At 71.2% G+C, this 13376-nt stretch carries 8 protein-coding genes; 4 read left to right on the forward strand and 4 right to left on the reverse strand.

Annotated elements, in window-relative coordinates; all coding sequences use genetic code 11:
- Nucleotides 1-172 precede the first annotated feature (172 nt).
- Nucleotides 173-2392, reverse strand: a complete 2220-nt coding sequence (locus AB0N73_RS03240) for an NADP-dependent isocitrate dehydrogenase (RefSeq protein ID WP_363560310.1) — start codon at nt 2390-2392, stop codon at nt 173-175.
- Between the two features lie 207 nt (nt 2393-2599).
- On the opposite strand from AB0N73_RS03240, the gene AB0N73_RS03245 reads away from it, so the two are divergent.
- Both AB0N73_RS03245 and AB0N73_RS03250 read left to right on the forward strand, forming a co-directional pair.
- Nucleotides 2600-3052, forward strand: a complete 453-nt coding sequence (locus AB0N73_RS03245) for a GNAT family N-acetyltransferase (RefSeq protein ID WP_363560312.1) — start codon at nt 2600-2602, stop codon at nt 3050-3052.
- 196 nt (nt 3053-3248) lie between these two features.
- The gene (locus AB0N73_RS03250) at nt 3249-4091 is read left to right on the forward strand and encodes a DUF559 domain-containing protein (protein WP_363560314.1); all 843 of its coding nucleotides are present in this window, start codon (nt 3249-3251) and stop codon (nt 4089-4091) included.
- A gap of 149 nt (nt 4092-4240) precedes the next feature.
- Here the strand turns inward: AB0N73_RS03250 and AB0N73_RS03255 are convergent, their stop codons facing one another.
- On the reverse strand, nt 4241-6970 hold the full coding sequence (locus AB0N73_RS03255) for a cation-translocating P-type ATPase (RefSeq protein WP_363560316.1): 2730 nt from the start codon (nt 6968-6970) through the stop codon (nt 4241-4243).
- A gap of 222 nt (nt 6971-7192) precedes the next feature.
- Here AB0N73_RS03255 and AB0N73_RS03260 point away from each other — a divergent pair, with 222 nt between their 5' ends.
- Together AB0N73_RS03260 and AB0N73_RS03265 are read left to right on the forward strand one after the other, a co-directional pair.
- Nucleotides 7193-8158, forward strand: a complete 966-nt coding sequence (locus AB0N73_RS03260) for an acetylxylan esterase (RefSeq protein WP_363560318.1) — start codon at nt 7193-7195, stop codon at nt 8156-8158.
- Nucleotides 8151-9956 carry an ABC transporter ATP-binding protein gene (locus AB0N73_RS03265; protein WP_363560320.1) on the forward strand — a complete coding sequence of 602 codons (1806 nt, stop codon included), beginning with the start codon at nt 8151-8153 and terminating at the stop codon, nt 9954-9956. Before AB0N73_RS03260 ends, AB0N73_RS03265 begins: the two co-directional genes overlap by 8 nt.
- Nucleotides 9957-9964: 8 nt before the next feature.
- On the opposite strand, the gene AB0N73_RS03270 is transcribed toward AB0N73_RS03265, so the two are convergent.
- Nucleotides 9965-12097, reverse strand: a complete 2133-nt coding sequence (locus tag AB0N73_RS03270) for an alpha-galactosidase (RefSeq protein ID WP_363560322.1) — start codon at nt 12095-12097, stop codon at nt 9965-9967.
- Nucleotides 12094-13119 carry a LacI family DNA-binding transcriptional regulator gene (locus AB0N73_RS03275; protein ID WP_363560324.1) on the reverse strand — a complete coding sequence of 342 codons (1026 nt, stop codon included), beginning with the start codon at nt 13117-13119 and terminating at the stop codon, nt 12094-12096. The genes AB0N73_RS03270 and AB0N73_RS03275 overlap by 4 nt, the downstream gene beginning before the upstream one ends.
- Nucleotides 13120-13376: the final 257 nt, after the last annotated feature.

The following is a 13376-nucleotide window of genomic DNA, read 5'->3' on the forward strand; positions in this document are numbered from 1 at the left end:
GGGGTTGGGGCCGGCGGGGTCCCCCCCATACAGCTCTTGGGCGCCGCGCGGGTGTTAAAAACCCGCTGTCTCGGCGCCAAAGTGCTGTCTCGCGGGTCCTGCGGGGCGGGCCGGCGGGTGGGAATGAGTGAGGGGCGGGTGCGATGCACCCGCCCCTCACTCATTCGGGCGGTCAGCTGATGGCGTCGACGATCGCGTTCAGGGTCGCGGACGGGCGCATGACGGCGTTCACACGCTCGACGTCGGGGTGGTAGTAGCCACCGATGTCGACGGGCGAACCCTGCACGGCCACGAGCTCGTCGACGATCGTCTGCTCCTTCTCGGCCAGCTCCGCCGCGATCGGCGCGAAGGCGGCGGCGAGTTCGGGATCAGCGGTCTGCGCAGCGAGCTCGCCCACCCAGTACAGGGCGAGATAGAAGTGGCTGCCACGGTTGTCGATCGTGCCGAGCGCACGCCCCGGCGACTTGTCGTTCTCGAGGAAGGTGCCGGTGGCCGCATCCAGCGTGTCGGCCAGGACCTTGGCCTTGGCGTTGCCGGTGAAGCCGGCGTAGTGCTCGAACGAGGCGGCGAGGGCGAAGAACTCCCCCAGCGAGTCCCAGCGCAGGTAGTCCTGCTCGACGAGCTGCTGCACGTGCTTGGGGGCGGAGCCGCCCGCGCCCGTCTCGAACAGTCCGCCGCCGGCGAGCAGCGGCACGATCGAGAGCATCTTGGCGCTCGTGCCGACCTCGAGGATCGGGAACAGGTCGGTCAGATAGTCGCGCAGCACGTTGCCGGTCACCGAGATGGTGTCCTCGCCCGCGCGCAGCCGCTCGAGAGAGAACAGCGTCGCGTCGAAGGGCGCGAGGATCTCGATCCGCAGCCCGTCCGTGTCGTGGTCGGCGAGGTAGGTGCGGACCTTGCGGATGAGCTGCGCGTCGTGCGCGCGGGTCTCGTCCAGCCAGAAGACGGCCGGGTCGCCGGTGGCGCGCGCACGGGTGACGGCGAGCTTCACCCAGTCGCGCACCGCGATGTCCTTGGTCTGCGTCGCGCGCCAGATGTCGCCCGCCTCGACCGTGTGCTCGAGCACGACGTCGCCGTGGGAGGTGACGACCTGCACCACACCGGGTGCCGCGATCTCGAACGTCTTGTCGTGGCTGCCGTACTCCTCGGCGGCCTGAGCCATGAGGCCCACGTTCGGCACGGTGCCGATCGTGGCGGGATCGAGCGGGCCGTGGGCGATAACATCCTCGATGACGGCCTGGTAGACGCTCGCGTACGAGGAATCCGGGATGACGGCGAGGGTGTCGTCCTCGCCCCCGTCGACGCCCCAGAGCTTGCCGCCGTTGCGGATGAGGGCGGGCATCGACGCATCCACGATCACATCCGACGGCACGTGCAGGTTGGTCGTGCCCTTGTCGGAGTTGACGTACGACAGACGCGGACCGGAGGCGAGATCGGCCGTGATCGCCGCCGCGATCTCCTCGCCGCCCTCGACCGAGCCGAGGCCCGAGAGGATCGCCCCGAGGCCGTCGTTCGCCGAGAGACCGGCGGCCGCGAGAGCGGCGCCGTGGTTCTGGAAGACGTCCGCGAAGTAGGCCTTGACCACGTGGCCGAAGATGATCGGGTCGCTGACCTTCATCATGGTGGCCTTGAGGTGCACCGAGTAGAGCACGTCGTCGGCCTTGGCCGTGGCGAGCGTCTCGGCGAGGAACGCGTCGAGCGCCGCCGCCGAGAGGAACGTGGCATCCACGATCTCGCCCGGCAGCACCTTGATGCCCGACTTCAGCACGGTCTGGGTGCCGTCGGTCGCGACGTGGCGGATCTCGAGCACGTCGTCCTGGCCGCTCTCCCACGAGATCTCGTTCGAGCGGAAGTCGTCGTGGCCCAGCGTGGCGACGCGCGTCTTGGAGCCGTCGGCGAAGGGCTTGTTGCGGTGCGGGTGCTTGCGCGCGTAGTTCTTGACCGACTGAGGCGCACGGCGGTCGCTGTTACCCTCGCGGAGCACGGGGTTCACCGCCGAGCCCTTGATGCGGTCGTACCGTGCGCGCACGTTCTGCTCGTCGAGGGTCGACGGCTCGTCCGGGTAGTTCGGCACGTCGAAGCCCTGCGACTGCAGCTCGGCGATCGCGGCCTTCAGCTGCGGGATGGACGCCGAGATGTTCGGCAGCTTGATGATGTTGGCCTCGGGCAGCGTCGCGAGGGCGCCGAGCTCGGCGAGCGCGTCGCCGACCAGCTGCTCCGGGGTGAGCTGCTGCGGGAACGAGGCGAGGATGCGGCCGGCCAGCGAGATGTCGCGGGTCTCGAGCTCGACGCCGGCACGGGCGGCGACGGCACGGACGAGGGGAAGGAAGGACGCGGTGGCGAGTGCCGGAGCCTCGTCGGTGTGCGTGTAGATGATGGTGGAATCAGGCACGATGTTGTCTCTCCGTAGAGGCGTCGAGGGTCGTCGTCCAGCCTATCGCACGGCCGAGATATCTCTCGATGTCGAGATATCTCGACGGGGGCGGGCGACGGTCTCCGAGCCCGCAGGACGGCGGCATGACACACGCGACGACGACCGTCCCGGTATTCCCGGCGCAGAGTCTCCCCACCGGGAACCGCGGCGCGTTAGCCTGTGTCCATGACTCTCCTGCGCCTCGAAGAGCTGTCGGCCGCGACGATCGTCGCCGTGAACACCCTGGGCCTCAAGCCCGGACAGGAACAGTTCCTCGCGCCGGTGAGCTACGGCGTGGCGGGCACGGTGCTCGACCCGCGCACCGGCTGGCAGCGTGTCGTCCTCGACGGCGACGAGGTCGTCGCGTTCGTGAGCGCGAACTTCGACCCGGAGGAGTCGACGCCCTGGTTCCAGTCGGTGCTCTGGCGCATCAACGTCGACGCGGACGACCAGGGGCGCGGCGTCGGCCGTTTCGCCATCGAGGGGCTCGTCGACGAGGCGCGCGAGCGCGGCATGGACCACGTCGACGTCATCTACGAAGCCGGCGAGGACGGCCCCGAGGCCTTCTTCCGTCGCGTGGGCTTCGAGCCGTTCGACGAGACCGAGTTCGGCGAGGTCGTCGCCCGCATCACCTTCTGACCCCGCCGGCGGGGGCTTCAGCCCATGCGCGTTCTCGGAGAATCCCGCGTTTCTCGGAGGATGCGGGGTGGATCGTCCGAGAAACGGCGGATTCTCCGAGCACCCTCTCTCCTCCCCACAGCGTTCCGACCGCCCGTCACCGCACAACGCCGGCAGCCCGGGTATCCGCGGTCACCGAAGCGCGGACGCTGGGGCGATGGAACTCAGAACCTGGCTCGAGGCGCAGGGCGCGATCGCGCACCGTGACGCCGCAGCGGCGGCGGGGTTCTCGCGCGAGCACGTGCGCGCGGGCATCCGGTCCGGACAGGTGCACCGCATCCGCCGCTCGTGGATCGCGACGGATGCGGCACCGCCCGACCTGGTGACCGCAGCCGCGGCGAGCGCCCACCTCGCCTGCCTCTCGTCCGCGCGCCGACGCGGATGGTGGCTGCCGCCGGACCTGCCCGAGGTCGTGCACCTGCATCTGGCCCCGCATGCGTCATCCGCCGGTCTTCCGCCGGATGCCGTCCCCCACTGGAGCGAACCGCTCGCACCGCCTGCCCGCCATTCGCTCCTCGAGTCCGTCGAAGACAGCCTCCGCCACATCGCGCACTGCCTCCCGCCCGAGGCCACGCGCGTCGTGTGGGAGTCGGCCGTCCGCGTGGAACGCATCGATCCCGACGCCCTGCGCCGGGTGCGCTGGCGCTCCCCCGCCGCATCCGCGTGCGCCGCCGAAGTGCGCGGCCTCTCGGATTCCGGTATCGAGACGCTCTTCGTCGTCCGGCTGAGCCACTGGGGGCTCCCGCTGGTGCAACAGGCCGTCGTCGCCGGTCGCCGCGTCGATCTGCTGATCGGCGAGCTGCTGGTCGTTCAGATCGACGGGTTCGCGCACCATCGCGGCGCCGCGCAGCGCGGGGCGGATGTGGCGCATGACGCCGAACTCCGGCTGCGTGGATACACCGTGCTGCGGTTCACGTACGCACAGATCGTCTACGACTGGCCCACGGTGGAACGAGCGGTCGCTCGCGCGATCGCGGCCGGCCTCCATCGCCGCCGCTGAGGGTCACCGCTCACCACCGTTCTCGGAGAAACACGCGTTTCTCGGAGGATCGACGCCGGTTCCTCCGAGAAACGGCGGATTCTCCGAGAAAGCCGGCCGCGGCGGCCGCGCCAGCCGCCTCCGCGCCTCCGCCGCCGCCGCCAGTCGCGTCAGCGCGGGGCGCGGGCGCGGCGGATCGCCTTGTCGACCTCGACCATCACGGCGGGCACGAGCGACAGCCCGAGCGCGGCGAGCCACTGCCCGCCCGACAGGCTCGTCGTCATGAGCAGGTGCTGCGCGAAGCCCACCTCGACCGAGACGACCGTGATGAGGACGGGGATCCACAGGTACTTGAGGGCGTCCGCCCAGGGGGCGACGAATCCGGATGCGGGATCGCGCCGCATCGCCACGCCCGCCAGCACCGAGCCGAGGCTCAGCACGACGAACGCCATCGTCACCGGCACGGTCGGCGCGGTCGTGCTGGGCTCGCCGGGGGCGAGCAGCAGCGCGGCGAAGGCGACGGCGAAGATCGAGAAGCCGTAGACGAGCCACTGCACGAGCGCGCCGCCGTGAGCCAGGCGCACCCGGACGTCGCGGGGCGGCCGGTCCATCAGCCCCGCGGGCTCGGGCGCGAAGGTGATCATGAGCACGGGGAAGAACGTGATGACCGTGCTGAGGAAGATCACCATGAGCGGGGTGAGCGGCACGCCGTCGTTGATGCCGAAGATGCTGGCGACGAGGAAGAGCAGCACGAGCGAGAAGAGCGTCGCCATCTGGTAGCGCACGTAGCCGACGATCTTGTCGTAGATGCCGCGGCCCAAGCGGATGGCGGCGACGAGCGTGCCGAAGTCGTCGTCGGTGAGGATCATGCGCGCCGCCTGTTTGGTGACCTCGCTGCCCGACCCCATCGCGACGCCGATGTCGGCCTGCTTCAGGGCAGCCGCATCGTTGACGGCGTCGCCGGTCATCGCGACGATGTCGCCGCGCTCCTGCATCAGGCGGGCGACCCGCAGCTTGTCCTCCGGCGTCACACGGCCGAAGACGTGCAGCTCGGGGAGCCGCGCCGAGAGCTCCGCATCGCTCAGCGCCGCCAGCTCCGGCCCGCTGATCGCTCCCGGACCGAGTCCCAGCTCCGCGCCGATGGCGGCGGCGGTGACGGCGTGGTCGCCCGTGATCATCCGCACCTCGATGCCGGCGCGATGGGCGGTCTCGACCGCGGTGATCGCCTCGGGCCGCAACGGATCGACGATGCCGACCAGGGCGACGAACACGAAGTCGTCGGCCAGCGCCATCGGGTCGGCGGCCGCCTCGGCCTCGCGCCCGGCGACGTCGCGGTACCCGAAGGCGAGCACGCGCAGGCCGCTCTCGGACAGCCGCCGGTTCGCGGCCAGGATGTCGCCCCGCGCCTCGGCGATCGGCACCACGCCGTCCGCGGTCAGCGCCCGATCGCAGCGGTCGAGCACCACATCCGGTCCGCCCTTGATCGTCGCCGTGAACGCCGGCTCCCCCTCGAGCGGAACCCGATGGAAGGTGACCATGAACTTGTACGCCGAGTCGAAGGGCACCTCGGCCAGCCGGGGGTAGAGCCGGCGGGTCTCCTCCGCATCCACGCCGAGCTTGGCGGCGAGCACCACGAGCGCCGCCTCCGTCGGATCGCCCACCACGGCGCCCGCGTCCGAGACGGTGGCGTCGCTGTTGAGGCACAGCCCGTAGGCGAGGGAGGTCAGGTCGGGGTTCTCGAGCCCGGCGGCGTGGCGCAGCGCGCCCGTCTTGCGGTAGCCCTCGCCCTCGACGGTGAACCACTGTCCGCCGGTGTAGAGCCGGCTCGCCGTCATCTGGTTGAGCGTGAGGGTGCCGGTCTTGTCGGAGTTGATCGCGGACGTGGCCCCGAGCGTCTCGACGTCGCTCAGGTTCTTCACGACCGCGCGGTGCTCGGCCAGCTGCTTCGCCCCGTACGAGAGCATGACCTGCACGAATGTCGGAAGCCCCGAGGGGATCGCCGAGACGGCCACCGCGATGCCGACGAGCAGCACCGTCTCGAGGGACTCGCCGCGCAGGATCCCGAGCACGATCATGATCGCGACCGCGCCCCAGGCGATGAGGCCCAGCACCTTGGTGAGCCCGTCGAGTTCGCGCTGCAGCGGCGAGCGCGTCGGCGACACCTCGCTGAGCATGTCGGCGATCCGCCCCATCTGCGTGTCCATGCCGGTCTCGGTGACGAGCATGACCGCTGTCCCGCGCGTGAGGCTGGTGTTCTGGAAGAGCATGTTCGCCCGGTCGCCGAGGGCGATCTCCGCGCCGGTGACCAGCACCCCCTCCGACTTGGGGATGGGGGCGCTCTCCCCCGTCAGCGCCGACTCCTGCGCCTCGCAGGTGGCACTGCGCAGGATCCGGCCGTCGGCGGGCACGAGGTCGCCCGACTCGAGGTGGACGAGGTCGCCGCGCACGATGCCGGTGGCGTCGATCTGGCGCAGCGTCCCGCCGCGTACCACCCGCACCTGCGGGATCTGCAGCTCCGACAGCGCGTCGACGCTCCGCCGCGCGGCGAGCTCCTGGCGGGTGCCGAGCGTGACGTTGATGAGCACCAGCAGTCCCACCACGATCGCCACGGGGATCTGCGCGATCACGATGCTGACGACGATGACGCCGAGCAGCATGAGGTTCATGGGGTCGGCGATCTGCCGCAGGGCGATCGTGAACGCACGCGGAGGCGGCGGCGCGGCGATCGCGTTGAGTCCGTCGGCGGCGAGCCGACGTGCGGCCTCGGCATCCGCGAGTCCCTCGACCGCGTCGGTGTCGAGCGCGTCGGCCACGGCCGCCGCATCCATGCCCCACCAGGCGCGGGATGCGGGGCCGTTCTCCGCCCCGCCCGTCGTCGTGCCGACCGTCGTCTCGCTCATGGCGCACCCCCGTCGCGATCCTACTCACGCAGCCCCTCGCCCGCCCGCCGATTTCCGGTGGCGGACCGCGCGGGCGGACACGGATCGGACACCGGATGCCGCTCTGCCCGCCGCAGCAGCGACGCGGGACCGGATGACGCACCGGACACCGGCAGGACAGTGCCGGATTCGACGGCTCAGCGGCGCCACGGGCACCCCTCGCGACGCCCTATCGTGTTCGTCATGCCGCGCTTCGACATGGACCCGCACGCCCTCCAGAGCTATCTCCCCGACGTGCGCGAGCCGAGCGACTTCGACGATTTCTGGCAGCGCACGCTAACCGAGTCCCGCGCCGTCGAGACGCCCGTCGTCTCGACGCGCATCCAGACGCCGTTCTCGCTCGTGGACGTGTACGACGTCACCTTCCCGGGCTTCGCCGGCGACCCGGTGAAGGCGTGGTTCACGGTGCCGGCCGGCGCCGATGGACCCCTCCCGACCGTCGTCGAGTACAACGGGTACGGCGGCGGGCGCGGTCTGCCGGGTGAGCGCCTGGCGTGGACGGCTGCCGGCTACGCGCACCTGTTCATGGACACGCGCGGGCAGGGCTCGATGTGGGGCGCGGGCGGCGAGACCCCCGACCCGCACGGCACCGGCCCGTCGGCGACCGGGTTCATGACCCGCGGCATCGACGACCCCGAGGACTACTACTACCGCCGCGTGTTCACCGACGCGGTGCGCGCCGTCGACGCCGTGCGCACCTTCGATGCGGTGGACGCCGACCGGGTCGCCGTCTGCGGCGGCAGTCAGGGCGGCGGTATCGCGCTGGCGGCGGCCGGGCTGTCCGACGGACTCATCGCCGTCATGCCCGACGTGCCGTTCCTCTGCCACTTCGAGCGCGCCGTCGGCCTCACCGACGCCGACCCCTATCAGGAGGTCGTGCGCTACCTCTCGGTGCACCGCCACCAGGAGGAGCGGGTCTTCACCACGCTCTCCTACTTCGACGGGGTCACCATGGCGCGCCGTGCGACGGCGCCCGCGCTGTTCTCGGTGGGGCTCCTCGACCCGGTGTGCCCGCCCTCGACCGTGTACGCGGCCCACAACCACTACGGCGGCCCGCGGAGCATCGAGGTCTACCCGCACAACCAGCACGAAGGCGGCCAGATGCACCAGTGGATGGCGCAGGCCGCCTTCCTGGCAGGTCATGCCTGACGCGCGCACCCCCGGCTGGACCGCCGACGCCGATGACGAGGCGCGCCTGACGCGCAGCGTCCGGCGCTCGAAGCCGCTGCGCTCGCTGCTGCTCCTGCTGCGCCCCCACCGCACCGGGATGCTCGTGGCGATCGCCGCCTTCATCGTCAAGGACAGCCCGCTGTGGGTGCTGCCGCCGGTCACCGCCGCGATCATCGACATCGTCGCCGCGAACGGTCCGCTGTGGCGGATCGGCGTGTGGGCGGGGATCGCGGCACTCCTTCTCGCCCTGAACTACCCGTTCAGCATGCTCGTCGTGCGCCTCACGAGCCGCGCCACCCGGGGCCTTGCCTACTCGGTGCGCTCGGGCCTCGCCGCGCGGCTGCAGCGCCTGTCGCTCGGCTTCCACAACCGGCAGAGCGCCTCGGTCGTCCAGACGAAGATCGTCCGCGACGTCGAGAACCTCGAGCTCATGCTCGCGCAGAGCTTCCCGACGATCCTGTCGGCCACCACGACCCTCCTCGGCGCGATCGTCATCACCGCCATCAGCGTCCCGCAGTTCGTCGCGGTCTTCGCCCTGGCCATCCCGATCGCCGCCTTCCTGATCGTCTGGATCCGGCGCCGGGCGGCGCGCAACAACGAGCGGTTCCGCCAGGAGGTGGAGCTGCTGTCGGCACAGGTCAACGAGATGGCGGCACTGTTGCCACTCACCCGCGGACACGGCCTCGAGGACGTGGCGACCGCCCGCGTCGCGGAGCGCGCCGCATCCGTCCGGCGCGCCGGCCAGGACCTCGACGTGCTCAACGGCCGCTTCGGCGCGATCTCGTGGATCACGTACCAGTTCCTGGGTCTGCTCTGCCTCGTGGGGGCCGCATCCGCCGCGGTCACCGGCATCATCCCGATCAGCCCCGGGCAGGTCGTGCTCGTCAGCACCTACTTCACCCTGCTCACCAACGCGATCGTCATGCTCATGAACGCCGCACCGATTCTGGCGCGCGGCATGGACGCCATGCGTTCCATCGCCGACGTCGCGGAGGAACTCGATGTCGAGGACGCCAGCGGGCGCGTCGTGGTCGGGCGGGTCCGCGGCGATATCACGCTCGACGACGTCGAGCTCCGCTACCCCGACACCGCCGACGAGCCACCGGCGCTCGACGGGATCAGCCTGGAGATCCGCGCGGGCGAGACCATCGCCTTCGTCGGCCCGTCGGGATCGGGCAAGTCATCGATCCTGAACGTCATCCTCGGGTTCGTCCGCCCGTCCGGCGGGCGCGTGCTCATCGACGGCCAGGACCTGCGGGAGATCGATCTGCGGTCGCTGCGGCGGAGCGTGTCGATCGTGCCGCAGGAGACGGTCCTCCTCGCCGGCACCGTCCGCCAGAACGTCACCTACGGCGCCGGCGAGCTTCCCGACGACGTCGTCATGCAGGCGCTGCGCGACGCGAACGCCCTCGACATCATCGCGGACTCCTCGCACGGTCTCGACACGCTCGTCGGGGAACGCGGCTCCCGCCTGTCGGGAGGGCAGCGCCAACGACTCGCGATCGCGCGCGCCCTCGTCCGCGATCCCCGCATCCTCGTGCTCGACGAGGCCACGAGCGCCCTCGATCCGCAGTCGGAGGCCACGGTCACCGAGGCGCTCGATCGCGCGCGCCGCGGACGCACGACGCTGATCGTGGCGCACCGGCTCTCGACCGTGCGCCACGCCGACCGCATCGTCGTCATCCGCCGCGGGCGCGTGGTGGAGGTGGGCTCCCACACCGAGCTGATGGCGGCGGGGGGCCTCTACTCCCAGCTGGCGCTGCTGCAGACGGGCTGAGCGCTCGCTCAGCCCTCGATCCGCTCGAGGTGCAGCACGAACGCCTGCACCGGCCAGAGCGTCGGCAGCTGGAGCCCCACGGTCGACAGCAGCGCGCCGGACGACTCGAGACCGCCGTCGGTGAACCACGACGGCGCGATCCAGCCGTAGCGCGCCGCGCCGATCTCGTCCCGCACCCGCACCCGGTAGCGGGCGTCGCGGTCGAGGCCCGGGATGCGCAGCCGTTCGGCGCGGGCGTCCTCGAGGCTCGCGATCGTCGCCACCACGACGACCGCCGCGTCCGTGGCGACGGAGGCCGTCGCCCGCCAGGCCGGATCGCGCAGTTCGGGATGCAGCACGCGGCCCGTGTGCACCACCGGGCGCAGCTCGCGGTAGAGCTCGGCGAAGCGTGCGATCGTGGCCGACTCGGCCTCGTCGCACCCGGCGATGTCCCACTCGAAACCCGCCGACCCCAGGAGACTCGTCGCCATCCGGTACGACAGATCGGTCGTCCGACCGGAGCTGTGGGAGGTGGTGGGCCCGACGTGGGCGCCGACGAGCTCGGGCGGAAGCAGGAGCCCCGTCCAGCGCTGGATGTCCTGGCGCTCGATCGGGTCGTTGGAGTCGCTCGCCCAGACCCGGTCGCACACCTCGAGGATCCCGAGGTCGGTGCGCGCACCGCCGCTCGAGCACGATTCGATCTCGAGCGCCGGGTGGCGCTGCTTCAGCTCGGCGATGAGCGCGTAGACCGCGCGCATCTGCGCGTGGGTCCCGGGCGCTCCCGCGTGGACGCTCTCGACCAGATCCCGGTTGTGGTCCCACTTGATGAAGTCGATGCCCAGCTCGCGCACGCGGTCGTCCATCTGCCCGAGCACGTGCGCGTACGCACCGGGATCGGCGAGATCGAGCACGTACTGGCCGCGCCACGAGAGGCCGGGGTCGTGATCGAGGTGCCGCGGGTCGTGCAGGAGCCATTCCGGATGCTGCCGCGCCAGGTCGGAGTCCAGGCTCACCATCTCGGGCTCGAACCACAGCCCGAACTGCATGCCGAGCTCGTGTACGCGGGCAGCCAGCGGCTCGAGGCCCTCGGGCCAGACCTCGCGGTCCACGACCCAGTCACCGAGACTCGTCGAGTCGTCCCGGCGCCCGGCGAACCAGCCGTCGTCGAGCACGAACCGCTCGATCCCGAGCGATGCGGCGTGGTCGGCGAGCGCGAGCAGCCGTGCCGGATCGTGGTCGAAGTACACGGCCTCCCAGGTGTTGAGCACCAGGGGGCGATCGGTGCGGGGATGCTGCGGACGCGCCCGCATCCAGGTGTGCACGCGCCCGGCGAAGCCGTCGAGCCCCGCGTCGCTGTGGACGAAGGCGATGCGGGGGGCCGCGTGGCTCTGCCCCGCCGCGAGCACGATCTCGCCGGGGCGCAGCACCTCGCCGGCGCCGATGAGCGTGACGGCGTCGGTGACCCGGTCGACGCGCATGGTGACATCCGACGACCACGCCGGGTGCACTCCCCACACCTCGCCCGCACCCCATCGCGGCTCGCCGATCGCGGCGAGCGCGGCGATCGGCGCATCGTGCCCTGGACGTCCGCGCCGCGACTGCCGCACGGTCGATCCCGCCGGCATCGCGGTCACGACAGGACGCTTCTCGCGCGTCCACCGACCGTCGAAGGTCAGCAGTCGGTCGGTCGTCGACGGCACCGGCAGCGCCGATTCCAGCCAGTCGATCTCCACCTCGGCATCGGCGTCGTTGGTGAGCGTCTGCTGCACCCAGACCACGCCGCCCGTCTCGATGCCCACGGTGATCGTGAGCCGCAGCCCCGCGGCCCGGTCGTCGGCGTGGACCACGACGGCGTCCGGCGCGGCCTCGACCCGCGTCGTGCTCCAGCGCGGCCACAGCACGCGCCCGCCCCGACGCAGCTGCATCCCCGGGCGTCCCGTCCACCCGTCGGCCTCCTGCGGGCTGAGCGAGAGCTGCCAGGCCGCGTCGAGCGTGCCGGGGGCGCCCTGCCTGCTGAGCGCGCCGGGCAGAGCCCGCAGATCCGCGTCGTCGACCGGGCCGAGCGCGTCGCCCCAGTGGAGCACGGTGGGGAGCCCCGCTCCGGTGGCGTCCAGCACCAGGGCGATGCCGTCACGTTCGATGTGCACGAGGCGGTCCGTCATACGGAGGTCCTTTCGTCGGGGGCCCGCTCGCCGGATCCGCGCTCGACGACCCAGGTGGGCAGTTCGAGCTGTCGGGTGAACCCGGCGGGGTCACGGGTGCGTTCGATGGTCAGTCGGGCGGCGCTGCGGCCGAGCTCGACGGGGTCGTAGGAGACGACCGTGACGCCCAGGACGTCGGCGGTGTCGAAGTCGTCGAACCCGACCAGGGCGATGCTGCCCTCGTCCGGGCGCCCTCGGAGCACCCGGAGCGCGCCGATCGTGATCCGGTTGTTCCCGGTGATGAGCGCGGTGGGCGCGTCGGGGCCCTCGAGCAGGTCGGCGACGAGACGCTCGGCCGGCACCGAGAGGTCGTCGGCCAGCCGCTCCCACCGGGCCGAGTCGGTGATTCCGTAGGCGGCGAGCGCGTCGCGGTACCCCCGGAGACGCTCGGCCTGCGTGTAGACGGATGCGGGGTTGCACACGTAGCCGATGCGGCGGTGCCCGCGGGCGAGGAGTCGGGTGGTCGCGTCGAACACGCCCCGGTGGTTGGCGAGCACGAGCGAATCGGCGACGAGGTTGCGCGCCGGCCGGTCGATCGTGATGACCGGGGTGCCGAGGTGGCGCTCCCCCTCGAGATACGACTGGTCGTCGGCGACGGGGATGAGCAGCAGGGCGCCGATGCGCTGACCGAGCAGGGCCTCGGCCACACGCTCCTCGCCTTCCGGCGAGTCGTCGGTCGTCGCCACGACGAGCGAGAGCCCGCTCAGCGCCAACTCGCGCTCGATGCCCGCGGCCACCTTGTAGTAGAAGGGGTTGCTCAGCTCGCCGATGATGAAGCCCACGGTGTTGGTCGCGCCGCCCCGGCGCAGCCCCCGCGCCAGCGGGTTGGGTCGGAAGCGCAGTCGCTTGGATGCGGTGAGCACCCGTTCGACGGTCTCGGCGGCGACGAGTTCGCGGTGCGTGAAGACCCGCGAGACGGTCTTCGAGCTCACACCGGCGAGGCGTGCGACGTCTTCCAGGGTTGCCCGCTGTTGCATCGTCATCTCCCGCCTCCTTTGCCGCGGCCTTCACCGTATCAAGCGCGGGCTCGGATGTCCACGATGGACATTGCTCGGACATCCGCAGTGCCATTGCGTTTTCTCGGCAAGAAATAACCCAGATCAGTCGCACTTAAATATCAAGCCAGACTGATTGGACAGACTTAGACAGCGTTGACATCGTGGCCTTGTGCATCCCGATTTCGCCGCTTAATCTGACCTGGCGACCGGCCGAGCGAAGCAGCTTCGGGCGGGATGTTCGA

Origin of the sequence: Microbacterium sp. NPDC089189 (assembly GCF_040685095.1) — a bacterium.
GTDB lineage: Bacteria > Actinomycetota > Actinomycetes > Actinomycetales > Microbacteriaceae > Microbacterium.

Coding starts and splice junctions, on each gene's coding strand:
- AB0N73_RS03245 (WP_363560312.1), top strand. CDS start 2,600: ATGACTCTCCTGCGCCTCGAAGAGCTGTCGGCCGCGACGATCGTCGCC.
- AB0N73_RS03250 (WP_363560314.1), top strand. CDS start 3,249: ATGGAACTCAGAACCTGGCTCGAGGCGCAGGGCGCGATCGCGCACCGT.
- AB0N73_RS03255 (WP_363560316.1), bottom strand. CDS start 6,970: ATGAGCGAGACGACGGTCGGCACGACGACGGGCGGGGCGGAGAACGGC.
- AB0N73_RS03260 (WP_363560318.1), top strand. CDS start 7,193: ATGCCGCGCTTCGACATGGACCCGCACGCCCTCCAGAGCTATCTCCCC.
- AB0N73_RS03265 (WP_363560320.1), top strand. CDS start 8,151: ATGCCTGACGCGCGCACCCCCGGCTGGACCGCCGACGCCGATGACGAG.
- AB0N73_RS03270 (WP_363560322.1), bottom strand. CDS start 12,097: ATGACGGACCGCCTCGTGCACATCGAACGTGACGGCATCGCCCTGGTG.
- AB0N73_RS03275 (WP_363560324.1), bottom strand. CDS start 13,119: ATGACGATGCAACAGCGGGCAACCCTGGAAGACGTCGCACGCCTCGCC.